The sequence below is a fragment of the Bradyrhizobium sp. WSM1743 genome (genome assembly GCF_000473065.1).
Lineage (GTDB): Bacteria > Pseudomonadota > Alphaproteobacteria > Rhizobiales > Xanthobacteraceae > Bradyrhizobium.
The window spans coordinates 21538-47106 of record NZ_AXAZ01000034.1; the positions used below are offsets into that span (position 1 = coordinate 21538).

23 protein-coding genes and 1 tRNA gene are annotated in these 25569 nt (G+C 64.7%); 12 read left to right on the top strand and 12 right to left on the bottom strand.

Translation table 11 applies throughout. The features are described 5' to 3' along the window. Positions 1 to 57 precede the first annotated feature (57 nt). From YU9_RS0120485 to YU9_RS0120500, 4 genes are read left to right on the top strand one after another with little or no spacing between them, the layout of a single operon-like run. Positions 58 to 1230 (top strand): isovaleryl-CoA dehydrogenase, encoded by a 1173-nt coding sequence (locus YU9_RS0120485; RefSeq protein WP_027574485.1) that lies wholly within the window; start codon positions 58 to 60, stop codon positions 1228 to 1230. A gap of 23 nt (positions 1231 to 1253) precedes the next feature. Beyond that, positions 1254 to 2858 carry a carboxyl transferase domain-containing protein gene (locus YU9_RS0120490; RefSeq protein ID WP_027574486.1) on the top strand — a complete coding sequence of 535 codons (1605 nt, stop codon included), beginning with the start codon at positions 1254 to 1256 and terminating at the stop codon, positions 2856 to 2858. A 4-nt stretch (positions 2859 to 2862) separates the two neighbouring features. Further along, entirely contained in the window at positions 2863 to 4866 is a 2004-nt protein-coding gene (locus tag YU9_RS0120495) for an acetyl/propionyl/methylcrotonyl-CoA carboxylase subunit alpha (RefSeq protein WP_027574487.1), read from the top strand. 1 nt (position 4867) lies between these two features. After that, entirely contained in the window at positions 4868 to 5779 is a 912-nt protein-coding gene (locus YU9_RS0120500) for a hydroxymethylglutaryl-CoA lyase (RefSeq protein WP_027574488.1), read from the top strand. Positions 5780 to 5886: 107 nt separating this feature from the next. Here YU9_RS0120500 and YU9_RS0120505 read toward each other — a convergent pair whose 3' ends face one another. The 4 genes from YU9_RS0120505 to YU9_RS0120520 all read right to left on the bottom strand — a co-directional run bounded on the left by YU9_RS0120505 (position 5887) and on the right by YU9_RS0120520 (position 9770). Beyond that, positions 5887 to 6813 carry a dihydrodipicolinate synthase family protein gene (locus tag YU9_RS0120505; RefSeq protein ID WP_027574489.1) on the bottom strand — a complete coding sequence of 309 codons (927 nt, stop codon included), beginning with the start codon at positions 6811 to 6813 and terminating at the stop codon, positions 5887 to 5889. A 75-nt stretch (positions 6814 to 6888) separates the two neighbouring features. Then, positions 6889 to 7872: a TRAP transporter substrate-binding protein gene (locus tag YU9_RS0120510; RefSeq protein ID WP_027574490.1), complete on the bottom strand. Its 984-nt coding sequence runs from the start codon at positions 7870 to 7872 to the stop codon at positions 6889 to 6891. Between the two features lie 24 nt (positions 7873 to 7896). Further along, positions 7897 to 9162, bottom strand: coding sequence for a TRAP transporter large permease (locus YU9_RS0120515; protein WP_027574491.1), 1266 nt, complete (start codon positions 9160 to 9162; stop codon positions 7897 to 7899). Then, the gene (locus tag YU9_RS0120520; RefSeq protein ID WP_036017673.1) at positions 9162 to 9770 is read right to left on the bottom strand and encodes a TRAP transporter small permease; all 609 of its coding nucleotides are present in this window, start codon (positions 9768 to 9770) and stop codon (positions 9162 to 9164) included. The genes YU9_RS0120515 and YU9_RS0120520 overlap by 1 nt, the downstream gene beginning before the upstream one ends. A 234-nt stretch (positions 9771 to 10004) precedes the next feature. Here YU9_RS0120520 and YU9_RS0120525 point away from each other — a divergent pair, with 234 nt between their 5' ends. Further along, on the top strand, positions 10005 to 10688 hold the full coding sequence (locus YU9_RS0120525; RefSeq protein WP_027574493.1) for a GntR family transcriptional regulator: 684 nt from the start codon (positions 10005 to 10007) through the stop codon (positions 10686 to 10688). Positions 10689 to 10830: 142 nt separating this feature from the next. On the opposite strand, the gene YU9_RS0120530 is transcribed toward YU9_RS0120525, so the two are convergent. From YU9_RS0120530 to dctP, 3 genes are read right to left on the bottom strand one after another with little or no spacing between them, the layout of a single operon-like run. Continuing rightward, entirely contained in the window at positions 10831 to 12189 is a 1359-nt protein-coding gene (locus tag YU9_RS0120530; protein ID WP_027574494.1) for a TRAP transporter large permease, read from the bottom strand. Further along, positions 12186 to 12740 carry a TRAP transporter small permease gene (locus YU9_RS0120535; protein WP_027574495.1) on the bottom strand — a complete coding sequence of 185 codons (555 nt, stop codon included), beginning with the start codon at positions 12738 to 12740 and terminating at the stop codon, positions 12186 to 12188. Before YU9_RS0120535 ends, YU9_RS0120530 begins: the two co-directional genes overlap by 4 nt. Beyond that, positions 12737 to 13759, bottom strand: a complete 1023-nt coding sequence (gene dctP / locus YU9_RS0120540; RefSeq protein WP_027574496.1) for a TRAP transporter substrate-binding protein DctP — start codon at positions 13757 to 13759, stop codon at positions 12737 to 12739. Before dctP ends, YU9_RS0120535 begins: the two co-directional genes overlap by 4 nt. Before the next feature lie 334 nt (positions 13760 to 14093). Between dctP and YU9_RS0120545 the strand changes: the two genes are divergently transcribed. Then, positions 14094 to 14339, top strand: a complete 246-nt coding sequence (locus tag YU9_RS0120545) for a pentapeptide MXKDX repeat protein (protein ID WP_027574497.1) — start codon at positions 14094 to 14096, stop codon at positions 14337 to 14339. A gap of 129 nt (positions 14340 to 14468) precedes the next feature. Here the strand turns inward: YU9_RS0120545 and YU9_RS0120550 are convergent, their stop codons facing one another. Further along, a complete protein-coding gene (locus YU9_RS0120550; protein ID WP_027574498.1) occupies positions 14469 to 14816 on the bottom strand; it encodes a DUF6481 family protein in 348 nt (115 codons plus the stop codon). A 266-nt stretch (positions 14817 to 15082) separates the two neighbouring features. On the opposite strand from YU9_RS0120550, the gene YU9_RS0120555 reads away from it, so the two are divergent. From YU9_RS0120555 to YU9_RS0120565, 3 genes are all read left to right on the top strand, one after another. Then, on the top strand, positions 15083 to 15319 hold the full coding sequence (locus YU9_RS0120555) for a hypothetical protein (RefSeq protein WP_027574499.1): 237 nt from the start codon (positions 15083 to 15085) through the stop codon (positions 15317 to 15319). 76 nt (positions 15320 to 15395) lie between these two features. Further along, entirely contained in the window at positions 15396 to 15632 is a 237-nt protein-coding gene (locus YU9_RS0120560) for a hypothetical protein (protein ID WP_027574500.1), read from the top strand. Between the two features lie 172 nt (positions 15633 to 15804). Next, complete coding sequence (locus YU9_RS0120565; RefSeq protein WP_027574501.1) at positions 15805 to 16569, top strand: hypothetical protein; 765 nt, start codon at positions 15805 to 15807, stop codon at positions 16567 to 16569. Between the two features lie 285 nt (positions 16570 to 16854). On the opposite strand, the gene YU9_RS49125 is transcribed toward YU9_RS0120565, so the two are convergent. Then, a complete protein-coding gene (locus tag YU9_RS49125) occupies positions 16855 to 17016 on the bottom strand; it encodes a hypothetical protein (protein WP_027574502.1) in 162 nt (53 codons plus the stop codon). Between the two features lie 174 nt (positions 17017 to 17190). Between YU9_RS49125 and YU9_RS42040 the strand changes: the two genes are divergently transcribed. Next, positions 17191 to 17376, top strand: coding sequence for a hypothetical protein (locus YU9_RS42040; RefSeq protein WP_036017665.1), 186 nt, complete (start codon positions 17191 to 17193; stop codon positions 17374 to 17376). Between the two features lie 353 nt (positions 17377 to 17729). On the opposite strand, the gene YU9_RS0120590 is transcribed toward YU9_RS42040, so the two are convergent. After that, complete coding sequence (locus tag YU9_RS0120590) at positions 17730 to 17957, bottom strand: DUF2171 domain-containing protein (RefSeq protein ID WP_027574503.1); 228 nt, start codon at positions 17955 to 17957, stop codon at positions 17730 to 17732. 114 nt (positions 17958 to 18071) lie between these two features. Here YU9_RS0120590 and YU9_RS0120595 point away from each other — a divergent pair, with 114 nt between their 5' ends. Next, a complete protein-coding gene (locus YU9_RS0120595; RefSeq protein WP_027574504.1) occupies positions 18072 to 19358 on the top strand; it encodes a hypothetical protein in 1287 nt (428 codons plus the stop codon). Positions 19359 to 19392: 34 nt separating this feature from the next. Here the strand turns inward: YU9_RS0120595 and YU9_RS0120600 are convergent, their stop codons facing one another. Then, positions 19393 to 19635 carry a hypothetical protein gene (locus YU9_RS0120600; RefSeq protein WP_027574505.1) on the bottom strand — a complete coding sequence of 81 codons (243 nt, stop codon included), beginning with the start codon at positions 19633 to 19635 and terminating at the stop codon, positions 19393 to 19395. Between the two features lie 116 nt (positions 19636 to 19751). Further along, a tRNA-Arg gene (locus YU9_RS0120605) sits at positions 19752 to 19828 on the bottom strand. Between the two features lie 405 nt (positions 19829 to 20233). Between YU9_RS0120605 and YU9_RS0120610 the strand changes: the two genes are divergently transcribed. After that, positions 20234 to 25438, top strand: coding sequence for an alpha-2-macroglobulin (locus tag YU9_RS0120610; RefSeq protein WP_027574506.1), 5205 nt, complete (start codon positions 20234 to 20236; stop codon positions 25436 to 25438). Positions 25439 to 25569: the final 131 nt, after the last annotated feature.

The window sequence follows — 25569 nt, forward strand, 5'->3', positions numbered from 1 at the left end:
ACCGCAACAGGGCCGGGACGGGGCTAGGTTCAGACCCCAAAACATGGAGGAATCGCCTTGAACATCCCGAGCATCGATTTCGATCTTGGCGAAGACATCAGTCTGCTGCGCGATACGCTTCGCTCATTCGTGGAGGCTGAGATCACCCCGCGCGCCGCCGAGATCGAGAAAGCCAATTTATTCCCGGCGGACCTCTGGAAGCGCTTCGGCGACCTTGGCCTGCTTGGCATGACCGCGCCGGAGCAATATGGCGGGTCCAACATGGGATATCTCGCCCATATCGTCGCCATGGAGGAAATCTCGCGCGGCTCGGCTGCGGTGGGGCTATCCTACGGCGCCCATTCCAATCTCTGCATCAACCAGATCCGCCGCAACGGCAACGACGCCCAGCGGCAGCGCTATCTGCCAAAGCTGATCTCCGGCGAATATGTCGGCGCGCTCGCGATGTCCGAGCCCGGCGCCGGATCCGACGTGGTCTCGATGAAGCTGCGCGCCGACAAGCGGGGCGACCGCTACGTGCTCAACGGCTCCAAGATGTGGATCACCAATGGCGGCGACGCCGACGTGCTCGTAGTCTACGCCAAGACCGATCCGGAGGCCGGCCCGCGCGGCATGACCGCGTTCCTTATCGAGAAGGGTTTCAAAGGTTTCACCCACGGCCAGCATCTCGACAAGCTCGGCATGCGCGGCTCCAACACCTATCCGCTGTTCTTCGACGAGTGCGAAGTCCCGGAGGAGAACGTGCTCGGCCAGGTGGGCGAGGGCGTCAAAGTGCTGATGTCCGGCCTCGACTACGAGCGTGCGGTGCTGTCGGGCGGCCCGCTCGGGATCATGGCGGCCTGCATGGACGCCGTCGTGCCCTACATGCACGAGCGCAAGCAGTTCGGCCAGCCGATCGGCGATTTCCAGCTGATGCAGGGCAAGCTCGCCGACATGTATTCGACCTGGCAGGCCACGCGCGCCTATGTCTATGCGGTGGGGCGCGCCTGCGATCACGCTGACCATGCGCGCAGCTTGCGCAAGGACGCGGCGGCTGCGATCCTCTATTCCGCGGAGAAGGCGACGTGGATGGCGGGCGAGGCGATCCAGGCGCTCGGCGGGGTCGGCTACACCAGCGAATTCCCCGTGGGACGGCTCTGGCGCGACGCCAAGCTGTACGAGATCGGCGCCGGTACGTCCGAGGTGCGCCGCATGCTGATCGGCCGCGAGCTGATGGCCGAGACGGCTTAAACGTTCACCTCATTGGAATCACCATGCCGCTCCATTCCAGCATCGATCCGTCTTCGTCAGATTTTGCGCGCAATTCCGAGGCCATGCGCGGCCTCGTCGCGGACTTGCGCGAAAAGCTCAGCCAGGTCGCCGGCGGCGGCGGCGAGGCCTCGCGCAACCGCCACACTGCGCGTGGCAAGATGCTGGCACGCCAGCGCGTCGACCTGCTGGTCGATCCCGGCACCTCGTTCCTGGAGCTGTCGCCGCTCGCGGCCTATGGCCTCTACGGCGGCGATGTGCATTCGGCGAGCGTCATCACGGGGGTGGGGCGCATCTCGGGACGCGAATGCGTGATTGTCGCCAACGATGCCACCATCAAGGGCGGCACCTATTATCCGATGACCGTGAAGAAGCATCTGCGCGCGCAGGATATCGCGCGACAGAACAATCTTCCCTGCGTCTACATGGTCGATTCCGGCGGCGCCTTCCTGCCGCTGCAGGACGAGATCTTCCCGGACGAGCGGCATTTCGGCCGCATCTTCTACAACCAGGCGCAGATGTCCTCACAGGGCATTCCGCAGATTGCGATCGTGATGGGCTCCTGCACCGCAGGCGGCGCCTATGTTCCTGCGATGTCGGACGAGAGCATCATCGTGCGCAATCAAGGTACCATCTTCCTCGGCGGCCCGCCGCTGGTGAAGGCCGCGACCGGCGAGGTCGTGAGCGCGGAGGAGCTCGGCGGCGCCGATGTGCATTCGCGGCAATCAGGCGTGACCGATCATTATGCCCAGAACGATGCGCATGCGATCGGCATCGCCCGGCGTATCGTCGGTACGCTGAAGCCTTCGGTTCGGCCGAACCTCAACATGCACCCGCCGCGCGATCCGCTGTTTGCCGCGGAGGAGATTTATGGCGTGGTGCCCGTGGACGGCCGCAAACCGTTCGACGTACGCGACATCATCGCGCGCGTCGTCGACGGCTCCGAGTTCGACGAGTTCAAGAAGCTCTATGGCACGACACTGGTGTGCGGCTTCGCCCATATCTGGGGTTTTCCGGTCGGCATCATCGCCAACAACGGCATCCTGTTCAGCGAGAGCTCGCTGAAGGGTGCGCATTTCATCGAGCTGTGCTGCCAGCGCGGCATTCCCCTGGTGTTCCTGCAGAACATCACCGGCTTCATGGTTGGCAAGAAATACGAGGCTGGCGGCATCGCGCGCGATGGCGCCAAGCTGGTGACGGCGGTTGCGACCGCCTCGGTGCCGAAATTCACCGTCGTGATCGGCGGCTCCTACGGCGCCGGCAATTACGGCATGTGCGGCCGCGCCTACTCGCCACGCTTCCTCTGGATGTGGCCGAATGCCCGCATCTCGGTGATGGGTGGCGAGCAGGCCTCGATGGTGCTGAGCCAGGTCCGCCGCGATAATATCGAGGCCAAGGGCGATAGCTGGTCCAGGGAAGAGGAAGATAAATTCCGCGAGCCCATTCGCGCGCAATATGAGAGCCAGGGGCATCCCTATTACGCAACCGCGCGGCTGTGGGACGACGGCGTGATCGACCCCGCCGACACCCGCCTTGTGCTCGGGCTCGGCCTCTCGGCGGCTTCGAATGCGCCGATCGAGCCGACGAAATTCGGCCTGTTCAGGATGTGATGCGATGGACCGCTCGAAGCTCTACCGCCGTTTTCGCACGCTCCTGATCGCCAACCGTGGCGAGATCGCCTGCCGCGTCATCCGCACCGCCCGTGCCATGGGCCTGCGCACGGTCGCGGTCTATTCCGAGGCCGATCGCGACGCGATGCATGTCGCGCTTGCCGACGAAGCCGTGCTGCTCGGGCCTGCACGCGCCCGCGACAGCTATCTCAATGTCGAGCGACTGATCGAGGCCGCGCGCAAGACCGGCGCCGAGGCCGTGCATCCCGGCTACGGCTTCCTGTCGGAGAATGCCGAGTTTGCGCGAGCCTGCTTCGACGCCGGGCTGGTGTTCGTCGGCCCGACCGCCGGGATGATGACGGCGATGGGCTCGAAGTCCGGCTCGAAGGAGTTGATGGAAAAAGCCGGCGTGCCGCTGGTGCCCGGCTATCACGGCGAAGCCCAGGACGAGGCAACGCTTTCGAAGGCGGCCGAGAGGATTGGCTTCCCCATTTTGGTGAAGGCCTCCGCCGGTGGCGGCGGCCGCGGCATGCGCATCGTGCGTTCGGCTGCCGAACTTGAGCCTGCGATCATCAGCGCCAAGCGCGAAGCCAAAGCTGCGTTCGGCGATGACCGCATGCTGATCGAAAAGTACGTCGACAATCCCAGGCATATCGAGGTGCAGGTGATCGGCGACAGCCACGGCAATCTGCTCTCGTTGTTCGAGCGCGAATGCACCTTGCAGCGCCGGCACCAGAAGGTGATCGAGGAGGCGCCGTCGCCGACGCTGAACGCCGCGCAGCGCGAAACCGTCTGCGCCGCCGCGCGAAAGGCGGCGGGCGCGGTCAACTATGTCGGCGCCGGCACCATCGAGTTCGTCTCCGACGGCAAGGACGTGTTCTTCATCGAGATGAACACGCGCCTCCAGGTCGAGCATCCCGTGACCGAGCTGATCACCGGCGTCGATCTCGTCGAATGGCAGCTTCGCGTCGCCTTCGGCGAGGCGCTGCCCTTGAAGCAGGATGAGATCCGGCTCAACGGGCATGCGGTCGAGGCGCGCGTCTACGCGGAGAACCCGACCAAGAATTTCATGCCGTCGGTCGGCAAGATCTCGACATGGCGGCTGCCGGCCGAGACCGGGGGCTTGCGCATCGACGCCGGCTATCGCGAGGGCGATACGGTCTCGCCGTACTATGACGCCATGCTCGCTAAGATGATCGCCTGGGCGCCGACGCGAGACGTTGCGATCGAGCGGCTGAACCGCGGGCTGGAAGAGACCGACGTTCGCGGCATCGTCACCAACATCCCTTTCCTGTCGGCGCTAATGACGCATCCGAAGGTTCGGACGAATGCGATTGACACCGGCTTCATCGAGCGTGAGCTGGCGGTGCTGACCTCCGCGGCGCCGGCACCGGGAGAGCTCGAGCTCTGCGCCGCGGTGGCCGCAATCGCGAGCGAGGAGCAACGGGCCGGCCGTGCGCAGGCGAATTCGCCCTGGCAGACCTTTGGCTGGCAGCCGGTCGGCCGCCGCCAGCGCAGCTTTGCGTTCCGCGTCGGGCACGGGCCGGAGCAGAAGATCACGCTGAACTATGGTAGTGGATGCTCGACGCTGCTGATCGGCGAACGCGAGCTGGCGTTCACGATTGCGCCGCGCGAGGGTGGCTTCGATCTGACGCTGGACGGCGTCAAATCGTCCGTGGCGGCCGTGATCGACGGCCATGAGCTGTACTTGCGCACGCGCAACGGCCGCTTCGACCTGCACTGGGTCGATCCGTTCGGCGGCGAGAGCGAGGAGCATGTCGGCGAGGACAAGATCGCAGCACCCTTGCCGGGCACCGTCGTCGCCGTGCTGGCCGAGGAGGGCGCCAGGCTCGACAAGGGTGCGCCGATCCTCACGCTCGAAGTGATGAAGATGGAGCAGACGCTGCGCGCGCCCTATGCCGGCGTGCTGAAGTCCATCAAGTGCAAGGTCGGCGACATCGTGCAGGAGGGCGTCGAGCTCGCTGTGGTCGAGGCTTCCGGAGAGTGACATGAGCGATCAGGTCCGCATCATCGAGATGGGGCCGCGCGACGGCCTCCAGAACGAGAAAACGACCGTCAGCGTCGAGGCGCGCATCGCCTTCATCGAGGCGCTGGTTGCGGCAGGGCTGCATACGGTCGAGGTCGGCGCCTTCGTCTCGCCCAAGGCAATCCCGCAGATGGCAAGCTCGGATGCCGTGCTGCGCGGCGTCAGCCACATCGAGGGCGCTGAATTCCACGTGCTGGTGCCGAACGAGAAGGGCTATGACGCCGCGCGCGCCGCCGGCGCCAAGGTGGTCTCCGTGTTCGCGGCAGCCTCGGAAGGCTTTTCGCGGGCCAACATCAACTGTTCGGTCGCCGAATCCATCGAGCGGTTCAAGCCCGTGCTGGCGCGCGCCAAGGCCGACGGCGTCAAGGTGCGCGGCTATATCTCCTGCGTGCTGGGTTGCCCGTTCGACGGCGAGATCGAGCCGAAGGCGGTGGCCGATCTTGCCAATACGCTGTTCGAGCTCGGCTGCTACGAAATCTCGCTCGGCGATACCATCGGCGTGGGAACACCGACCAAGTCGAAGGAGATGCTGCGCGCGGTCAGCGCCAACATTCCTTCCGCCAAGCTCGCGATGCATTTCCACGACACCTACGGCCAGGCGCTCGCCAATCTCTATGTCGGCCTGGAGGAGGGCGTGCGCGTCATCGATGCCGCCGCCGGTGGTCTCGGCGGCTGCCCCTACGCGCCTGGCGCCACCGGCAATGTCGCGACCGAGGATGTCGTCTACATGCTCGAAGGCATGGGCGTCAGGACCGGCGTCGACATGGACAAGCTGCTGGCGGCCACGAACGCGATGAGCGGCGTGCTGGGCAAGCCGCCGGTGAGCCGCGTGGCGTCAGCGCTGAATGCGAAGAGGAAGCGCGCGGCGTCGTAATTCTCCGTCATTGCGAGCGCAGCGAAGCAATCCAGGTCCCTCCGCGGAAAGACTCTGGATTGCTTTGTCGCAAGGGCTCCTCGCAATGACGGCGGAGAGAGCTTTGGTCAGGCCGCCTTCAGCCCGACATCCGGCAGCCGCGGCCGGTTCTTCAGCGCTTTCGCCATCATGGCCTCGACCTCGGCCTTCTCCTGCGGCAGCAGTGCGAGGCGCGGCGGGCGGGTCAACGCAGTGCCGCGGCCCATGATGTGCTCGCACAGCTTGATGCACTGGACGAGGTCCGGGCGGGCGTCGAGATGCAAGAGCGGCATGAACCATTCGTAGAGCGGCATGGCCTCGGCAAGGCGGCCGGCCTTGGCCAGGCGGAACAGCGTCTCGCCCTCGCGCGGGAAGGCGTTCGACATGCCGGAGACCCAGCCGACGGCGCCCATGGCGACGCTCTCGACGATGACGTCGTCGAGGCCGGCGAACAGAACGAAGCGGTCGCCGACCATGTTCCTAGTGTCGATGAAGCGCCGCGTGTCACCCGAGGAGTCCTTGAAGCAAACCACGGTCTCGACGTCCGCGAGTGAGGTGAGGATATCCGGCGTGACGTCGTTCTTGTAGATCGGCGGATTGTTGTAGAGCATCACCGGCAGGTCGGTGGCGCTGGCGACGGCGCGGAAATGCGCGGCAGTCTCGTGCGGCTTCGACGAATAGACCAGCGCCGGCATCACCATCACGCCGTCGATACCGACGCGCGCGGCTTCCTTCGCCGTCTCGACCGCAAACGCCGTGGTGAACTCAGCGATGCCGCACAGCACGGGCACGCGGCCGGCCGCGACCGACTTGGCGGCTTCCATGATCGCGACCTTCTCGTTGCGCTCGAGCGAGGTGTTCTCGCCGACCGAGCCGCAGACGATCAGGCCGGAGACGCCGTCGCGGATCAAGCCGTCCATGACCTTGGCGGTCGCATCGATGTTGAGCGACAGGTCGTCGTTGAATTGCGTGGTAACGGCCGGAAAGACGCCTTCCCAGGAGATGCGTGGGCTCATTGTTTGGCTCCGATTGAAATTGTGCCGGCGGATCGTTCGATCCGCCGGGCATTGACGCGAAGGTGGCGGACGAGGTCAGAGCGTCGCGCCGACCTTGCGCAGCTCGGCGAGGACGGGGGCTTTCGGCAGCCAGATCTTGTCGAACTCGGCAATGACGGCCTCGGTGTCCTTGGCGTCGACCTGGCGGATCGGGATCGGCGCCTTCTTGAAGTTCTCGATCAGCGTGGGCTCGTTGCCGGCGAGCTCGTCGATCTGCGCGTCCAGCGTCGACTTGATCGTCTTGGTGATCAGTTCGCGGTCGGCTGCGGGGAGCGATTGCCAGACCCGGCCGGAGACGACGGCGGCCATCGGCATGAAGACGGCGTTCATCTGCAGGATCACTTTCGAGACCTTGTCGAAGCGCTGATTCCAGGAGAATTCGAGATCGGCCTCGAGGCCGTCGACCTGGCCATTGGCCATGGCGTCGAACACTTGGGGCGTCGGGATCGGCGTCGGCGCAGCACCCAGCGAGGAATAGAAGTCACGATAGACCGGCGTCGGGTTGATGCGCAGCTTCATGCCCTTGATGTCGGCGAGCGAATTCAGGTCCTTGGACGAGAACACCGCGCGCATGCCGGTGATGCCCCAGCCGAGCCCGATGGTGCCGGTCTCCTGCGGAAGAACCTCGAACAGCTTCACCGCCGCCGGATGCCGCACGAATTTCGCGACCGCCGGCGTCGAGCGGACGATGTAGGGTGCGTTGATCGCGGCGATGTGCGGCACGCGCGAGCCGAGCTCGGCGGCCTGGATGAAGCCCATGTCGAGCGCCCCGGACTGCAATTGCTGCATCATCGCGGTCTCGTTGCCGAGCTGGCCGGAGTGGAACACGGTCAATGTCAGGCGGCCGTTGGTGGCGGCCTTGAGATCGTCGCCGAATTTGAGCGCGGCCTTGTTCCAGGAATGGCCGTTCGGCGTGATCAGGCCGAGGCGGAATTCCTTGGCCTGGGCGAGCGCCAGCGATGGCGCGAACACCGAAGCGGCGGCACTGGCGGCGAGAAAGCGGCGGCGTGATAGCGGCATGGTCGGGCTTCCTTTTGAACGAGCCTATTTGACGAGGATCAGCGAGAGCGAGGGATAGAGCGAGAGCAGCACCAGGAGGACGCAGGAGATGACGAAGAGGGGCAGCGTCACCATGAACATCTTGCCGGGCTTGGCGCCGGTGACGGCGGCGGCCACGAAGAAGCAGAGCCCGACCGGCGGCGACAGCAGGCCGAGCACGAGGTTGATCACCACGACGACGCCGAACTGCCGGGGGTCGATGTGATAAATGTCGGTTGCGACCGGCAGCAGGATCGGCACGGTCATGATCAGGCCGGGAATGCCGTCGATGACAGTGCCGATCACCAGCAGGATGACGTTGCAGATCAGCATGAAGCTGACCGGGTCCTTGGCGGCCGTCTGGATCCAGGCGGCGGTCTCCTGCGGCACCTTTCCAAAGATCAGGACCCAGGAGAACACGGCCGCCGCCGCCACCAGGAACAGCACGATCGCGGAATAGATGGCGCTGCGCAGCATCATCTGCGGCAGCTGGGAGAACTTGAACTCCTTGGTCCAGTATTTTCCAACTAGCGCTGCGGCGACCGCGCCGACAGCTGCGGATTCCGTGGCGTTGGCGAGGCCGCCGAGAATGGTGCCGACGATAACGATCGGGATCAGCAGCGTCGGCGAGGTCCGCAGGATCGTCATGACGCGCTGACGCGGCGTCTGGTAGTCCGCGCGGGGATAATTGTAGATGTATCCCATCAGCGCGATGACGAGGCAGAACATCACCGTGAGGATGACGCCCGGCACGATGCCGGCGATCAACATGTCGCTGACCGAGACCTGCGCCAGCACGCTGTAGACCACGAACATCACCGAAGGCGGGATGATCGGGCCGAGCATGCCGCCATAGGCGGTCAGGCCCGCCGCGAAGGTCTTGTCGTAGCCCTTCTTCTCCATCTCCGGCACCATGATCTGGGCCATGATCGCGACCTGCGCGGTCGCCGAGCCCAGGATGGAGGAGATGAACATGTTGGCGAGGATGTTGACGTAGGCGAGCCCGCCCTTGAGCGAGCCGACGAAGGCCATCGCCATGTCGACGATGCGCCTTGTGATGCCGCCGCCATTCATGATCTCGCCGATCAGGATGAAGAGCGGGATGGCAATCAGGCCGTAGCTGTCGACGCCGCCGAACAGCTGCAGCGGATAGGACTGGAACAGCACGGGATTGCCGGATGCAGCGATGTAGACGAGGCCGGCGAGGCACAGGCAAAGGCCGATCGGCACGCCGACCAGCATGAACGCCATGAAAGCCGCTGACGTGATCATCAGTTGACCCCGTCGAGCTCGGAGAGCTGAAAGCCTTTGGGTGGGGTGCGTGGGACCAGCTCGAGATCTTCCAAGAGATTGGCGAGGCCGTGAATGGTCATCGACACCGCGAAGATCGGCAGCGTCAGATAGAGCACCCAGGTCGGCCAGTTCAGCGTCTGGGTGTGCTCGGTGTAGAGGAAGTTGAAGGTCTCGGCCGCGAGCTTGCGCCCGTCGAAGCCGGCGCGGGTAAGCCCGACCGGGTCCATCCAGAGCACGCAGGTGACGATCAGGGCGACGCCGAACACGACGACGAGGCCGGTCGAGATCACCTTGGCGACCTTCTGGTGCTGCGGCGAAAGCCGCTCCGTCAGCATGGTGACCGCGAAGTCGAGCCGCAGCCGCGTCATGGCGGAGGCGCCGATGAAGGTCAGCCAGACCACGCAATAAACAGCGGATTCGTCGATCCAGTAGATGGGGAAATGCGAGTAGCGGGTGACGACGTTCACCAGGATCAGGCCGGTGAGCAGGTACATCAGGCCCATCAGTGCCAGACGCTCGAAGGCGAGCAGGGCGCTCGACATCCGGACGATCGTCCGTCGGAGGCTGAGCGCGCGCGTGGCCGGCATGGTCTGCTCGATCATGAAAGAGGCCCCAGCCCCCGAAAGATTTGTCGTGCGATTGCCAAATGTATAATTTATACATTTTGGAGTCAAACGAAGTTTGCGGTCATTTCGGCGGCAGGGCGCGCTTATGCTGGGCAGTTTTGCCTTTGCAGAGTGCTTGGCTTTTGCCGGATACCTCAACATGCAAGACAGGGACCGCGTCGGCCGAACGAGTCGGGAAGGACAGCAGACCATCAGATGAGACAGCCTCTGAAGCATCGCACCTTGTCGGCTGCGATCGTCGACCAGCTCCGGCAGGCGATCCTCGACGGCACCTATCCGGCCGGATCGCAACTGCGCCAGGACGCGCTTGGCGAGGCCTATGGCGTCAGCCGCATTCCTGTCCGCGAGGCGCTATTCCAGCTCGAGGCGGAAGGCCTGGTGCGGATCGTTCCGCAGAAGGGCGCCATCGTTTCGGAGCTGTCGCTGGATGAGATCAACGACGTCTTCGACCTGCGCCGCATCCTGGAACCGCGATTGCTCGCACAGTCGGCGCCGCGTTTCACCGCGGAGGATTACGAAGGCCTCGACGACATCCACAAGAGTTTTGAGAAGGCGATCAAGGCGAGGAACGTGAGTGAGTGGGGCCAGCTCAACGCCGACTTCCACATGGCGCTCTACGTGCACGCGCCGCAGCCGCGCACACGTGCGATCGTGCTGTCGCTGCTCCAGACCAGCGACCGCTACACGCGCCTGCAGCTCTCCAACACCAAGGCCATGGGCATTGCCGAGAAGGAGCACGCCCAGCTGATCGCGCTGTGTCGCGCGGAGAAGGTCGAGGAGGCCTGCCGGTTCCTGGAGCGACACATCGAAGCCGTGCGCAAGGATCTGCTGCAGGTCGTGGCGAGCGCGCCAAAATCGCGGCGGAAGGAGAATTCTTAGGGTGGATTAGCCTTACAGATGTGCGCAGCGCATCTGCTCGGCGTAACCCACCATGCTTCAGCGCACGCGGGACGAAGTTGGTGGGTTACGCCGCGCGGATTGCGCATTGCGCATCCGCGCAGCTAACCCACCCTACGCAGCGTCACCTGCTCCCGTCCGGCCCCATCACGAGATCCGGCAGCCAAGTCGATATCCCCGGCACGAAGCACAGCAGCAGCACCGCGAGCATCATCAGCAGCACGAACGGCAGCGTGCCCCAGATCACCTCGCGCAGGGGGATGTCGGGCGCGACGTTGCGGATGACGAAGATGTTGAGGCCGACGGGTGGATGGATCAACCCCATCTCCATCACGATGGTCATGACAACGCCGAACCAGATGATGTCGAAATTGGCGGCACGTAAGGGCGGCAGGATGATCGGCGCCGTCATCAGGATGATCGACACCGGCGGCAGGAAGAAGCCGAGCACGACGACCATGACGAGGATCGCGAACAGCAGCTCCCAGCGCGGCAGGTGCATCGCGACGATGGATTCGGCGACCGATTGCGAGATGTGCAGGTAGCTCATCACGTAGGAATAGAGCAGCGACATGCCGATGATCATCATCAGCATGGTCGATTCCCGGATGGTCGACTTCATGATGGGAGCGAGGTCGCTCGGCCGCCACACGCTGTAGATCGCCGCGATCAGCGCCAGCGCCAGGAGGCCGCCGAGGCCGGCGGTTTCCGACGGCGTGGCGTAGCCGCCGTAGAGGGCGATCATGACGCCGGTGAGCAGCAGCACGAACGGGATCACCCGCGGCAGCACGCTGAAGCGTTCGGCCAGCGTGTACTCGTCGCGGGTCAGGATCGCGGCCTCGGGGCCGCCATTCTTGTAGATCGCTTCAGCCGCCTTGTATTCCCGGCGGAAGCGGATCACGGCATAGGCGCCGAACAGGGTGACCAGCAACAGCCCCGGCCCGATGCCGGCGAGGAACAGCCGCCCGAGCGACTTTTCGGCGGCGACCGCAAACAGGATCATGGTGATCGAGGGCGGCAGCAGGATGCCGAGCGTGCCGCCGGCGGCGATGATGCCTGCGGCAAAACCGCCGGAATAACCGCGCTTGCGCATCTCGGGAATGCCGGCCGAACCGATCGCCGAGCAGGTCGCTGGGCTCGAGCCCGCCATCGCCGCGAACAGCGCGCAGGCGAAGACGTTGGCAACGCCGAGGCCGCCGGGGACGCGATGCAGCCAAGCATGCAGCGCCGAATAGAGATCCTGGCCGGCGCGCGACTTGCCGATCGCGGCGCCCTTCAGGATGAAAAGCGGGATCGACAGGAGCGTGATCGAGGCCATTTCCTCGTAGACGTTCTGGGTCACCGTATCGAGCGAGGCTGAAGGCATGTAGATGCCCATGAACACGACCGCGACCGCGCCGAGCGCGAACGCAATCGGCATGCCCGAGAACATCACGAGCAGCGTCGCGATGCCGTAGGCGAAGCCGATACCGAAAACGCTCATGGCCGCCTGGCTCCGGCGAATGGCAGCGCAAGCTGCACGAGGATCTGGATGCAGAGCAGGCTCATCCCGAGCGCCATCAGCGAATAGGGGATGGCGAGCGGCGGCGACCACATCGAGTTCGAGACCTGGCCGTCGACATAGGCCTCATGGGCCAGGGTCCAGGACTTCCAGGTGAAGAAGGCGCAGAACAGGAACGTTGCGGCGTCGACCAGCCAGAGGCGGACCTTGTTCGCGAGCGGCGACAGCAGGCCGACGAAGGCCTCGATGCCGATATGACCGCGGTTCTGCTGCACATAGGCGGCGGTCATGAAGGTGGCGCCGACCAAGAGGAACACGGCGGCCTCGTCCTGCCAGTAATTGGCCGCCTTGAACAGCGCGCGGCTGAGCACGCTGTAGCTCAGGATGGCGCAGGCTGCGACCAGCGCGATCGCTGCGAACACGACGATGATGGTGTGGAGGATGGCGAGACCGCGATCGATCGCCGCCGCAGGGCCCGACCCTGCGGCAGCGCTCGTCCGGTCGTCACGATCCGGAAGCGGACCGTGGCTCATGCCGCAACGTCTGTGGCGAGCTTGAGCAGGTTGGCCGAGGTCGCGGTCTTGGCGGTGTAATCCTTCCAGGCGGTGTCGCGGGCGATGTCCCGCCACTTGCCGACCGTCGCGGTGTCGAGCACGGACACCTTGGCGCCGGCCTTCTCGTAGACCTTGGCGACCTCGATATCGTCGTCCTGCGCGCCCTTGCGACCGAAGGCTTCGAGCTCGGTGCCGACCGCGAGCAAAATGTCCTGATGGTTCTTCGGCAGCTTGTCGAAGATCGCCTTCGACATCATCAAGGGCTCCAGCATGAACCAGTAGGAGGTGCCCGCGCCAGAGGTCAGCGACTTCGCGACTTCTTCGAGACGGAACGAGATCAGGCTGGTCGAGGAGGTGATGCCGGCATCGCAAGCGCCGGTCTGCATCGCCGCGTAGATTTCGTTCGAAGGCACCGACAGCACCGAGGCGCCGGCGGTCTGGAGCACCATGTCCATCTCGCGCGAGCCGCCGCGCACCTTCATGCCCTTGGCATCCTCGGGCGCGACGATCGGCTTGGAGCGGCTGGCAACGCCGCCGGCCTGCCAGACCCAGGTGAGCAGGATGATGCCCTTGTCGGCGAGGAAGTCGGTCAGTGCCTTGCCGACGGGCTCCTTCTTCCAGCGCAGGCCCTGGTCGTAGGTGGTCACCAGGCCCGGCATCAGGCCGATGTTGGTTTCCGGCAGCTCGCCGCCGGCATAAGGCATCGGATAGAGCGAGATGTCGAGCGCGCCCTTGCGCATCGCGGAGAACTGCGCGTTGGTCTTGATCAGCGAGGAGTTCGGATAGATCTCGGCGGCAATGTCGCCGTTGCTGCGCTTGGCAACTTCAGCGGCGAACATGCGGCAGAGCCGGTCGCGGAAGTCGCCCTTGTCGATGGTGCCGCCCGGAAATTGATGTGAGATCTTCAGCGTGGTCGCGGCCTGCGCGGTGCCAGTGCCGAAGCGCAGGATGGCGGGTGCCGCGACGGCGGTCGCGATCAGATGTCGGCGCGTAATCATGGTGTGATCCCTTTGAACGTTTCTTTTGGACTGTTCTTGTTGGTGTGATTTGGGTCGGGTCTTGTCAGACCGGCGTTCAGGCCCATCCTAGCCGGTCTTCCACCCGATATTCTCTCATCTGATAGTTCGAGACCGAATGCCCCGGCAAGTGCCGGCCGTGCTGCGCTGCACACTTCCGATCCCGGTTGCGAGCGCGGGAGTACGCCGTATGACTGATAGCGGAGGGCTCGCCAAAATTTATCGGCGGCGGCGTAACAACGCAGGCTGGCGATCCGTCGAGACTGAATAGCGGCGTCCGTCGCTGACAAACACCATCTCGAAGGGAAGATGAACCATGACCATTCGCACCCGCATCGTGCTCGGCGTCTCGGCTGCCGCTCTTTCGCTTGGCCTCGCGTTTGCCCCGGCCGCCTTTGCTCAGGACAAGATGAGCAAGGATGACGGCATGATGAAAAAGGACACGATGTCCAAGGACGGCATGATGAAGAAGGACACCATGTCCAAGGACGACGGCATGAAGAAGGACCACATGTCGAAGGACGGCATGAAGAAAGACGACGGGATGATGAAGAAGAATTGATCCTTCGGCGTCGTCGCGCAGCGCCCGCCTCAGGCGGGGCCGCGGCCTCGCGAATTCCGGCGGCGGCCTTTGAGACCGCCTCCGGAATGATGCTTTGGTTCAAGTTCAATTGAACGTGACGAGCGAAGCTTACTTGCGCTTGGCCTTGCGGGCGGCGTAGCGCGCATCGCGCTTGGCCTTTTGCTCGGCTTCGAGGGCAGCCTGTCTCTCGGCAGCTTCCTCAGCCTCGCGCGCGATCCGTGCGGCTTCGGCGGCCTTGGCCTCTTCCTCCAGGCGCTTCTGCTCGGCCTTTGCGGCCTCGCGCGCGGCCTTTGCCTCGGCGCGCTTGGCCGCGAGTGCCTCACGCTCGGCACGCTTCGCCGCCACCGCGGGATCATCGGGTCCCGGTTGGGATTTGAATTTGTTCAAAAGATTTTTGCGGGCTTCCTGTGCCGCCTTTTGCCGGTCTGCGAAGCCGGGTTCCCTGAATCCACTCATCGACGAGCCTTGTCTTCCTCGCTTTCGATCCTACATCGGTGCCTGTTGGTACGTCGGCTGGGCATAGCAGGCGCCACGCGACGCAGAAGCGTGTACATCGGCGCGCGTCGCGAAGCCACCCATAATCGCAGCCGATCAGGTCAACGAAAAATCGCCCCCTCCGACGATCTCTCGTAGCCCGGAAAAACTGCTGAATTGTGATGTCCCTCATAAGGGAGCACGCGGGCGACGCCTAGCGTCCGCCCGGTACGAGACGGAGCACGGGCATGACGATCTCAAGACCAAGCCTGAAAGCGCTCGCAGTTGCCTTGGCCCTGGCAAGTGTGGCCGGCGCCGCGCTGCTGCTCGCTCGTCCGCAGCCCATCGAGAGTGCGGTGCTGGGGGCGGATTGGGAATGCACCCGGACCGCATTGGTGCTCACGAGCTGCGCACCGCGCGTCCAGGAGGCAATTCCGGCGGTCGAAACCTCGCGCAAGGACGCGATCCGGCAGACCCGGGGCTGAATTGGTCCGGCTGATCGGCATGTGACGTGACGCCGCAGAGGTGATAAAGCCTGCTCGCCAGCGCGACCGGACGGCCATGTCGAAGCCAGAGTCCAGATCCAAGCCCGGCGAGGAGCCCAACCCTCGACCGAACCGTCAGCCCATGCGCCAGCCGGGCGGCGACCGCCGCGGCGCGATCGCGGGATTGATCATCGCGGTCGTGATCCTCGGCGTCGGCTGGTGGCTTGCCCGGAATCTCACCGCAGCCAGCAAGATGCAGGATTGCCTGATGTCCGGGCGAAGCAACTGCAATGTGATCGAGCCGGCTCGCTAGGCGCGCTTCAGCGTGGCCCGTAGGGCCAAAAAATGCCCTGGTCTTAATCATTTGTAACGGGACTTAGCCGATCAAGCAGGGCAGTTATCTCGGCCGGCATCAGCCCGGCGCGCGGCGATTCGTCGATCGCGCCAGGGACCACGGCCATCGACAGAGTAGGGGGCGAGCACGCATGAGTGCGTCCAAACGCATGAAGATCATCATTCCCGTGATTTCGGCCGTGTCGTTGCTCGCGCTGTCGGTGCAGGCGCAAGAGGCCAGACCGCCGAAAGAGGCGGGCCCACCCCCGGCCGCGCCGGGTGCAGGCGCGCCGCCTCAGACCAATCAGACCATGCGCAAGGGCCCTCCGCCCCAGCAGGCGACCCGACCCGCGCAGCCCGGTGGTCAGCCCCATGCGGGTCCTGGCCCGCGCAATGCCGGTGGCCCACCGCCGGGACGACATGCGCGCAGTCCTGCCCCGGCGCGGGATTGGGATGGACACACCTATCGCGGCAATCTCGCCTGGGATGGTGGACGCTGGCGCCACGAAGTCCGCAACGGCCGCTCCGGCTGGTGGTGGGACGTCGGCGGCGTCTGGTATTATTATCCGCAGCGAATGGCTGGCCCGCCTGCCTACATCTCGGACGATTATATCGACGACGTGCCGGTGGCCTATGCCCCGCCTCCGGTCGCCTATGCGCCGCCACCTCCGCCTCCGCCACCGGCTGATCCCGGCGCCAGCGCGCTTGGCGGCGCGATCGTCGGCGGCCTCTTGGGCGGCCTGATTTCGGGCAATGCAACAGGCGCTGCCGCAGGCGCGGTCCTCGGCGGCGCGACGGGCGCAATCGCCGGTGCCACTGCTGCATCCCAGCCCGGCTACTACTGGGCGCAGGACACCTGCTATTACCGCTACCCGAACGGCCAATATGTGCAGGCCGATCCCCGCGCATGCTACTGAGTTTTCCACGCCGGATTGGCGCATGGAGGCGGGCTTAGGCCCGCCTCTTTTTTGCACAGGGGCGATTGCTTCAAATTAGCGCTGGCGCTCGTTGCCGCCGCACGCAAGGCTCAAAGAAAAATATCGGGATGATTCGCGGGGGGGCGTGGGACATGCTGGATGCCATCCAGATCAGCATGGCGTTGTGGGCCATGATCGTTTGCGGCGGGATCAAACTCTCGCAGGTGCTGCCCTATCTGTTCTAGCGCACGATCCACATTGCGCCGCTCCCTGATGCTCTTCGCGTCAGGACACGAGCCAGCTGAAGAATGCGATCGTGGCCCAGACCAGGCCGCCGATCCAGGCCAGCATCACGATGGCGATGGTCACGAGATAGGCGATGCCGAGCAGATCGGACCTCTGTCGTTGCGTCGGGGCGACGATCTCGGCTGCTGCTTTGTGTGTCATGACCTGAACACCACCGTGGAGCGTTGAAGCGTTGTTTAGCGGAGATGTCGGGTGCAGGCTGTGACGCAGTTCACAGATCCCTCGAACGAGCCTGTGCGGCGAGGAATTCACCCCGCAATCATACGGGCGAAATTGCCACGCGCTTGTCCAGATCGACCGTCTAAAATCGGTCGCATGTGCAACAAGTACGACCCACAGCACGAAGCCGAAGCCGCAATGAAGCTGGCTGCGGCGTCTGAAGGCGCCGATCGGCAACGACTGATCCAGCTGGCCCTGGCATGGCATCAGCTCGCCCGCGATCCGCGCGAGGAGCAAGGGGCCCCGCCGGATGCCGCCGGGCGCATCCGCACCAGCTGGTAGGCCAGTCCCCATGAGAAAAACCCCGTGCTCGTAGAACAAGCACGGGGTTCTTCAAAGCCGACCGGGGGCTGGCGAGTCGGCATCACTCAAGTCGGTTATCCAACGCTCTGATCGCGCGTTCGTTCCGTATCGACCGCATGATGCTGCGTGGCGAGCGACGCAGGCTGCTGCTGTCGAATGCCGCGATCGATGCCTATCGGCTGCGGCCCGTCCTCGTGACTGCATGATCGATCAGATTGAACCAGTCATTAACGAATGCTCCGCCCTCCGATTCGCGATCGCGATTCGTGCTTTGCGAACGAAGCGGAGTCGGATCGTGAACAAACACAAAGCCCCCGATGGGGCTCAGTGTTTCAGGCGGCTTCCGTCTTCGGTACGGCGTCGGCATTCACCGATAGTTTGACAACGTCGCCTTCGACGGCGCCGACATATTTCGTGTCGATGTAGTGATGATGGTCCTTGTGACCTTCCGGGCTATCCTTGCGCGTCAGCTTGATGCGGTTGCCCTCGACGCGATCGACGGTGCCGACATGTGCGCCGTCCTTGCCGATGATCTTCATGTGCTCTCTGATGTCAGCCATGCTGTCCTCCTTTGCACGGATTTAACTGCGAAGATCGGTGTTCGTTGCAGCAGGCGCGTTGGACCCAAGGCGCTTTCCGCACGTTGACGCCCCGTCGGATCTGTCAAGAAGCGCATGGAGACCGTTCGAGCCTATCTGGAGCGAAAGCATGAGGAACTCAGGCTGTTGAATGACTGCCTGAGAAACCGGCTCGATTTGGCGCGTCCGCGCTCCGTCGACGACGTCGTCAGGTCCAAGTTCCAGATCACCGCCGCGCTGAGGGCGGAGCACGAATTGCATGAGTGGAAGGCGACGGAGACAGCCTGGTCGCATACGGCCGTTCCCGCCAGCGGACCGTTCGAGTTCAGTTACGATTACCAGAGGGCCGATCTTACGGTACGCGGTCCTTCGTTCTACGAGCTCGGCTGCGGCTGTGCGAGCACGGCGATCTACACCGCCTCAGGCATGGCCGCGATCTCCGCCGTGCTGCTCGCTTCCGCGCAAATCGTCGAGAAGGCTGATATCCTGGTGCTTCCGGGCTCCTATGGCGAGACGCTGGAGCTGATCCGGTGCTTCGTCCCTCATTTGCGGCTCGAGGCCTTGAAGCTGCCGCTGGGCGACGCGTTTGCAGCAGTGAGTTCGCCGCGGATGCTTCTATTGGATTCCTGCTCCTTCGCTAGCGCCTTCGAAGCGGCGCTGCGCTGTGACGGCTCGGGCCTCGATCTCCTGATTTTCGATACGACGTGCTTCGCCGGCAGGTCAGGCCGTATCAGGCGAGTCCTGAGGTGGGCGCGACGATACGGAATTCCGCTGGTGTTGGTACGAAGCCACAACAAGCTGGATTCGCTTGGTGCGGAATATGGCCGGCTCGGCTCGGCCGTTTTTGTGCACGGGCATGAGCATCAGTCGCGGGCAGGGAGCGTTGAATCGACACGTCTCGCGTCCGAAACCCGAAACGCGGTGCGGCTGCTCGGCGGCGCGGCGTTGCCGGCCCATTTCCCGCCCTTCGCGGGCAGCGCGGCGTATTGGGCCCTCTCGAAGAGGCGCGTTGCGGCGATCCTGCGCAACGGCCGCAGCACGGCTCGATATTTTGCCGCGAAGCTCCCGGCGCTCTCGGCCGAGCTTCATTTCACCCACGGTCTGTACGTGACCCTCCGGGGCAAGCGCGCGCTCGACGAGGCGGCAGCGCGGCAGGCTGCCGAGGACATGAGCAGCGCATTGCACCGGGAGGGCTTTCCCATCCGCCACGCCGGCAGCTTCGGCTTCGATTTCGCCGCGACCGAATGGTTTCACGACGCGACCACGGATCAGTACAGCGTCCGGGTGGCCGTCCCGGATCTTCCCACCGAGCTTTGGAATGATCTGGCCGCCGCAATTGCGCGGTGGTGGCGGGCTCATCAGTCGGCGGGTGGTGAAGGATGAATTTTGTCGATAACCCGGAAGGAGGGCGCGTCAATCAGTCGACCGCCAGGCAATGCTCCAGTTGCGGCTTCTCGTGGCCGCGGCGCGCCCAATCCTGAACGGCGAAGGCAAGGTGGTGCTGGCCCATTGCGGCGCCAATGACCGAGGCCTGGGCCACCTTGACGGGCCTCGTGACCACATTGGTGTTCACCACGCCTGCGTCGATTGCCAAATACGACATCGCAATGATCGCGACCGCAGATGCGATCGCCATTCTCGTCAACTCGGATTGCTGCATTAAGAAACCTATCGGGCACATCTCGCCCGGCGCTTACATAGGGCTGATCGGCGCCGTTCAAAGGCCGGCGTATGGTTGCCCACGCGTTCGTGAAGGGCGGTTGACTGTCAATGGACTGGCGATCCCGGCAGGACTCGAACCTGCAACCCGCGGAGTAGAAATCCGCTACTCTATCCAGTTGAGCTACGGGACCGTCTCGAGCCGGCCGGTTTGGGCGGCTGGCGGTTCATCTAGCATGCCAATATGAAAAATTGGGTGTTTCGCCAAGCCTGAACCGAACCCTTTTCCTCAATGCGGCGACAAAGCGGAACGGTGGGGTGTCAGGGTGCCGGGTTGAGCGGCAGCGGACTGGACGATGGTTCACATCGCCGGGACCGTTGAAGAGCTTCCGGGACACGGCCGCCGGTCGACTGGTCTGATAGTGCTGCGCCATCAGGACGGCGTGCGCGGCGGTATCTTGATCGGTCTCCTCTGGGCTTGCCTTGTCATGGCGAATGCGACGATTTGCACCTCTGGTTCCATCGCCTTGAGTCCGTCACCTTTCCGCGCATTTCATTTGCCGCCGCGGCGTTCGTCCGCGATTTCCGGGAGTCCATCCATGATCGGTCTTGTTCGCGCCGTCACAATCTGCGCCGCGCTGGCGCTCGGTCTTGTCGCTGCGCAGGCCGCCGACAAAGCCTTCAAGCGCGACGATCTCGCCGATTCCGCGATCAAGCTGGAGGCTCAAATCAAGAGCGAGGCGGGACCGGTCGCCAAGATCAGCGCGACGCTGAAGACGGACGCCGACGCCGCCTTCAGGCGCAATGATTACCGCACCGGCCTCTCGGTGCTCGGCCAGATCGCCGCGACCAAGCCCGAGGATGCCGGCAACTGGCTGCGGCTCGCCAAGGTCATCTTCCAGATCTCGCCGAAGAGCTCGAGCGAGCAGATCTTCCTGCTCGAGCGGGCTTCGACCGCGGCCTACATTGCTTACCAGCGCGCCGGCAATCCGGGCGAGGAGGCCGACGCGCTCGCCGTGCTCGGCAAGTCGCTGGCCGAACGGAAGCTGTGGCGGCCGGCGCTGGACGCATTGCGGCTGTCGCTCGACCTGCGCGAGGTCGCCGACGTGCGCGGCCAATACGAGAAGATGCGCGACGAGCACGGCTTCCGGCTGCTCGACTATACGGTGGACTCGGACTCGGCGAGCCCGCGCGCCTGCTTCCAGTTCTCGGAAGAGCTGGCCAAGCGGACCGATTTCGCGCCGTTCCTGGCGCTGGCGGGGCAGGACAAGCCGGCGCTGTCTGCCGAAGGCAAGCAGCTCTGCGTCGACGGGCTGAAGCACGGCGAGCGCTACAACATCAATCTGCGCGCCGGCCTGCCGTCCACCGTGAAGGAGGGGCTGCCGAAATCGGCCGAGTTCAACATCTATGTGCGCGACCGCAAGCCCTTCGTGCGCTTCACCAGCCGCGCCTATGTGCTGCCGCGGACCGGCCAGCGCGGCATTCCCGTGGTCAGCGTCAATACGCCCGCGGTGAACATCAACGTGTTCCGGATCGGCGACCGTAACCTGATCAACACAGTGGTCGACAGTGATTTCCAGAAGACGCTGTCGAAATACCAGCTCTCAGATCTCGGCGACGAGCGCGGCGTCAAGGTCTGGTCCGGCGAGCTTGCGACCGCGATGACGCTGAACCAGGACGTCACCACTGCATTCCCAGTCGACCAGGCGCTCGGCGAGCTCCAGCCCGGCGTCTACGTCATGACCGCCGCGGCCAAGGGCCCGGGCTCGGACGACGACTACCAGCTCGCCACGCAATGGTTCATCGTCTCCGACCTCGGAGTGTCAGCCTATTCCGGCAATGACGGCATCCACGTCTTCGTCAACTCGCTGGCTTCGACCGATCCGGTCGGCAAGGCCGAGGTGCGGCTGGTTGCCCGCAACAACGAGATCCTGGCGACGCGCAAGACCGACGATTCCGGTCACGTGCTGTTCGAGGCCGGGCTTGCGCGCGGCGAGGGCGGCCTGTCGCCGGCAATGCTCACCGTCACCGGCGAGAAGGCCGACTATGCCTTCCTCAGCCTGAAGACCTCCGCCTTTGATCTGTCCGACCGTGGCGTTTCGGGGCGCGCTGTTCCGGCTGGGGCCGATGCGTTCGTCTATGCCGAGCGCGGCGTCTACCGTTCCAGCGAGACCGTCTATCTGACCGCGCTGTTGCGTGATGGTCAGGGCAATGCCGTCACCGGTGGGCCACTAACGCTGGTCATCGAGCGCCCCGACGGCGTCGAATTCCGCCGTGCCGTGCTGGCCGACCAGGGCGCCGGCGGCCGTACGCTGGCCGTGCCGCTCAATTCGGCGGTCCCGACCGGGACGTGGCGGGCGCGCGCCTTCACCGACCCAAAAGGCGCCTCGGTCGGCGAGACCACGTTCATGGTCGAAGATTACGTCCCTGATAGAATCGAATTCGACTTGTCCGCCAAGGACAAGCTGATCAAAGCTAACACTCCAGTGGAGCTGAAGGCCGACGGTCATTTCCTCTATGGCGCGCCGGCCTCGGGCCTCCAGCTCGAAGGCGACATGCTGATCGTGCCCGCGGCTGAGCGGCCCGGCTTTGCCGGCTACCAGTTCGGCGTCGCCGACGAGGAGACCACCTCGAACGAGCGCACGCCGCTGGAGAACCTGCCCGAGGCCGATGCCAATGGCGTTGCGACCTTCCCGGTGACGCTGGACAAGCAGCCGGCTTCGACCCGGCCGCAGGAGGCGCAGATCTTCGTTCGCATGGTCGAGACCGGCGGCCGCGCCGTCGAGCGCAAGATCGTGCTGCCGGTCGCGCCCGCCACGGCGCAGATCGGCATCAAGCCGCTGTTCGGCGACAAGAACGTCGCCGAGGGCGACAAGGCCGAGTTCGATGTGGTGTTCGTCTCGCCGGAGGGCCAGACGCTGCGCCGCGATGGCCTGCGCTACGAGCTCCTGAAGATGGAGTCGCGCTACCAATGGTATCGCCAGAACAATTATTGGGAGTACGAGCCGGTCAAGTCGACCTCGCGCGTCGCCGACGGTGACGTCACGATCGCCGCCGACAAGCCGTCGCGCATCTCGCTCACGCCGCAGCCCGGCCGCTACAGGCTCGATGTGAAATCGAACGATGCGGACGGCCCGGTGACCTCGTTGCAGTTCGACGTCGGCTGGTATTCCGACGGTAGCGCCGACACGCCGGATCTGCTGGAAACCTCGATCGACAAGCCGCAATACGCTTCGGGCGACACCATGACGGTGTCAGTCAACGTCCGCAGCGCCGGCAAGCTCACCGTCAACGTGCTCGGCGATCGCCTGCTGACGACGCAGACCATCGACGTCAAGGAAGGCACCGCGCAGGTGAAGCTCCCGATCGGCAAGGACTGGGGCACCGGCGCCTATGTGGTGGCGACACTGCGCCGTCCGCTCGATGCGGCTGCCCAGCGCATGCCGGGCAGGGCGATTGGCCTGAAATGGTTCGGCATCGACAAGCAGACCCGCACGTTGCAGGTGAAGCTGGCGCCGCCGTCGCTGATCCGGCCCAACTCCGCGCTCAAGATCCCGGTCAAGCTCGACGGGCTCAATCCTGGCGAGGACGCCAAAATCGTCATCGCCGCCGTCGACGTCGGCATCCTCAACCTCACCAATTACAAGCCGCCGGCGCCGGACGATTATTATCTCGGCCAGCGCCGCCTGAGTGCGGAGATCCGCGATCTCTACGGCCAGCTGATCGACGGCATGTCGGGCACGCGCGGCCAGATCAAGTCCGGCGGCGATGCTGGTGCGGGCGAGCTCCAGGGCTCGCCGCCCACGCAGAAGCCGCTGGCGCTCTATTCCGGCATCGTCACCGTCGCCGCTGACGGCACCGCGGAGGTGAGCTTCGACATTCCGGAGTTCGCCGGCACCGCGCGCGTGATGGCGGTGGCGTGGACCGCGACCAAGCTCGGCCGCGCCAACACCGATGTCGTGATCCGCGATCCCGTGGTGCTGACCACGACGCTGCCGCGCTTCCTGCTCAATGGCGACCACGGCACGGTCAACCTGGAGATCGACAATGTCGAGGGTCAGGCCGGCGACTACGTCATCAACGTGAAGGCCGGCGGTCCGGTGAAGATATCAGGCAATCCCGCCACCACCGTGAAGCTCGCCGCCAAGCAGCGCAATGCGTTCTCGCTCGCGCTCGATGCGACCGCGGCGGGGCAGGCAACGCTCGACGTCGACATCAAGGGGCCGAATGGCCTGACGCTGGCGCGTCACTATGCGTTCGACGTCAAGGCGGCGACGCAGGTGCTGGCGCGACGCTCGATCCGGACGCTAGCGAAGGGCGAAAGCCTGACGCTGACCGCGGACATGTTCTCCGATCTCGTGCCGGGCACCGGCAGTGTCTCGGTGTCGGCCAGCTTGTCGACCGCGCTCGATGCGGCGACGATCCTCAAAGCGCTCGACCGCTATCCCTATGGCTGCTCGGAGCAGATCACGAGCCGGGCCATGCCGCTGCTCTATGTCAACGAGCTCGCGGCCGGCGCGCATCTCGCGATGGACACCGAGGTCGACCAGCGCATCCGCGATGCGGTCGAGCGTCTGTTGGCGCGTCAGGGCTCGAACGGCTCGTTCGGCCTGTGGTCCGCCGGCGGCGACGATGCCTGGCTCGATGCGTACGTCACGGACTTCCTCACCCGCGCCCGCGAGAAGGGCTTTGCGGTGCCGGACGTGCTGTTCAAGAACGCGCTCGACCGTATCCGCAACTCGGTCGTCAACGCGAACGAGCCGGAGAAGGATGGTGGGCGCGATCTCGCCTACGGCCTCTACGTGCTCGCGCGCAATGGCGCTGCACCCATCGGCGACCTCCGCTATCTCGCCGATACCAAGCTTGCCAACCTCGCAACGCCGATTGCGAAGTCGCAGCTTGCGGCAGCCCTGGCGTTGGTCGGCGATCGCAACCGCGCCGAACGGGTCTATGGCGCCGCGCTCGACAGCCTCGCGCCGAAGCCGGTGCTGGAGTTCGGCCGCACCGACTACGGCTCGCAGCTCCGCGATGCCGCAGCTTTGGTCTCGCTCGCCAGCGAAGGCAACGTGCCGAAGGCGACGCTGACGCAGGCGGTGTCGCGGGTCGAGACCGCGCGCGGGCTGACGCCCTACACCTCCACGCAGGAGAATGCATGGCTGGTGCTGGCGGCACGGGCGCTGGCCAAGGAGAACCTCTCGATCGAGGTCGACGACCAGCCGGTCAAGACTGCGCTCTATCGCAGCTACAAGGCGGACACGCTGAGCGGCAAGCCGCTGAAGATCACCAACACCGGCGATGCGCCGGTGCAGGCGGTGGTCTCGGTGTCGGGCTCGCCGGTCACGCCGGAGCCGGCGGCATCGAACGGCTTCAAGATCGAGCGCAGCTACTTCACGCTCGACGGCAAGCCCGCCGATATCAGCAAGGTCAAGCAGAACCAGCGCTTTGCGGTGGTGCTGAAGATCACCGAGGCGAAGCCCGAGTACGGTCACATCATGGTGTCCGATTATCTGCCCGCGGGCCTCGAGATCGACAATCCGAAGCTGGTCTCGTCGGGCGACAGCGGCACGCTGGACTGGATCGAGGATGGCGAGGAGCCCGAAGACACCGAGTTCCGCGACGATCGCTTCACTGCGGCCGTTGACCGGGCCTCGGATTCCAAGTCGGTCTTCACCGTCGCCTATGTTGTCCGAGCGGTTTCGCCCGGCAAATACGTGCTGCCGCAGGCCTATGTCGAGGACATGTACAATCCCTCGCGCTATGGGCGCACCGGCACGGGGACCGTCGAGGTGCGGGCGGCGAAGTGAGCGGTGGGATGAGCGAAGCCAACCAAGTATCTCGTCATTCCGGGATGGTCCGAAGGACCAGACCCGGAATCTCGAGATTCCGGGTTCGGCTCTTCGAGCCGCCCCGGAATGACAGGCGAGGAGGTCGTACA

Bases quoted from the DNA above. Each gene is read 5' to 3' on its own strand.
- YU9_RS0120610 (WP_027574506.1), top strand. From the start codon at position 20,234: ATGATCGGTCTTGTTCGCGCCGTCACAATCTGCGCCGCGCTGGCGCTC.
- YU9_RS0120505 (WP_027574489.1), bottom strand. From the start codon at position 6,813: ATGAGCCCACGCATCTCCTGGGAAGGCGTCTTTCCGGCCGTTACCACG.
- YU9_RS0120595 (WP_027574504.1), top strand. From the start codon at position 18,072: ATGGAGACCGTTCGAGCCTATCTGGAGCGAAAGCATGAGGAACTCAGG.
- YU9_RS0120555 (WP_027574499.1), top strand. From the start codon at position 15,083: ATGACGATCTCAAGACCAAGCCTGAAAGCGCTCGCAGTTGCCTTGGCC.
- YU9_RS0120490 (WP_027574486.1), top strand. From the start codon at position 1,254: ATGCCGCTCCATTCCAGCATCGATCCGTCTTCGTCAGATTTTGCGCGC.
- YU9_RS0120560 (WP_027574500.1), top strand. From the start codon at position 15,396: ATGTCGAAGCCAGAGTCCAGATCCAAGCCCGGCGAGGAGCCCAACCCT.
- YU9_RS0120510 (WP_027574490.1), bottom strand. From the start codon at position 7,872: ATGCCGCTATCACGCCGCCGCTTTCTCGCCGCCAGTGCCGCCGCTTCG.
- YU9_RS0120500 (WP_027574488.1), top strand. From the start codon at position 4,868: ATGAGCGATCAGGTCCGCATCATCGAGATGGGGCCGCGCGACGGCCTC.
- YU9_RS49125 (WP_027574502.1), bottom strand. From the start codon at position 17,016: ATGACACACAAAGCAGCAGCCGAGATCGTCGCCCCGACGCAACGACAG.
- YU9_RS0120530 (WP_027574494.1), bottom strand. From the start codon at position 12,189: ATGAGCGTTTTCGGTATCGGCTTCGCCTACGGCATCGCGACGCTGCTC.
- YU9_RS0120495 (WP_027574487.1), top strand. From the start codon at position 2,863: ATGGACCGCTCGAAGCTCTACCGCCGTTTTCGCACGCTCCTGATCGCC.
- YU9_RS0120535 (WP_027574495.1), bottom strand. From the start codon at position 12,740: ATGAGCCACGGTCCGCTTCCGGATCGTGACGACCGGACGAGCGCTGCC.
- YU9_RS0120600 (WP_027574505.1), bottom strand. From the start codon at position 19,635: ATGCAGCAATCCGAGTTGACGAGAATGGCGATCGCATCTGCGGTCGCG.
- dctP (WP_027574496.1), bottom strand. From the start codon at position 13,759: ATGATTACGCGCCGACATCTGATCGCGACCGCCGTCGCGGCACCCGCC.
- YU9_RS0120550 (WP_027574498.1), bottom strand. From the start codon at position 14,816: ATGAGTGGATTCAGGGAACCCGGCTTCGCAGACCGGCAAAAGGCGGCA.
- YU9_RS0120515 (WP_027574491.1), bottom strand. From the start codon at position 9,162: ATGATCACGTCAGCGGCTTTCATGGCGTTCATGCTGGTCGGCGTGCCG.
- YU9_RS42040 (WP_036017665.1), top strand. From the start codon at position 17,191: ATGTGCAACAAGTACGACCCACAGCACGAAGCCGAAGCCGCAATGAAG.
- YU9_RS0120520 (WP_036017673.1), bottom strand. From the start codon at position 9,770: ATGCCGGCCACGCGCGCGCTCAGCCTCCGACGGACGATCGTCCGGATG.
- YU9_RS0120565 (WP_027574501.1), top strand. From the start codon at position 15,805: ATGAGTGCGTCCAAACGCATGAAGATCATCATTCCCGTGATTTCGGCC.
- YU9_RS0120545 (WP_027574497.1), top strand. From the start codon at position 14,094: ATGACCATTCGCACCCGCATCGTGCTCGGCGTCTCGGCTGCCGCTCTT.
- YU9_RS0120525 (WP_027574493.1), top strand. From the start codon at position 10,005: ATGAGACAGCCTCTGAAGCATCGCACCTTGTCGGCTGCGATCGTCGAC.
- YU9_RS0120590 (WP_027574503.1), bottom strand. From the start codon at position 17,957: ATGGCTGACATCAGAGAGCACATGAAGATCATCGGCAAGGACGGCGCA.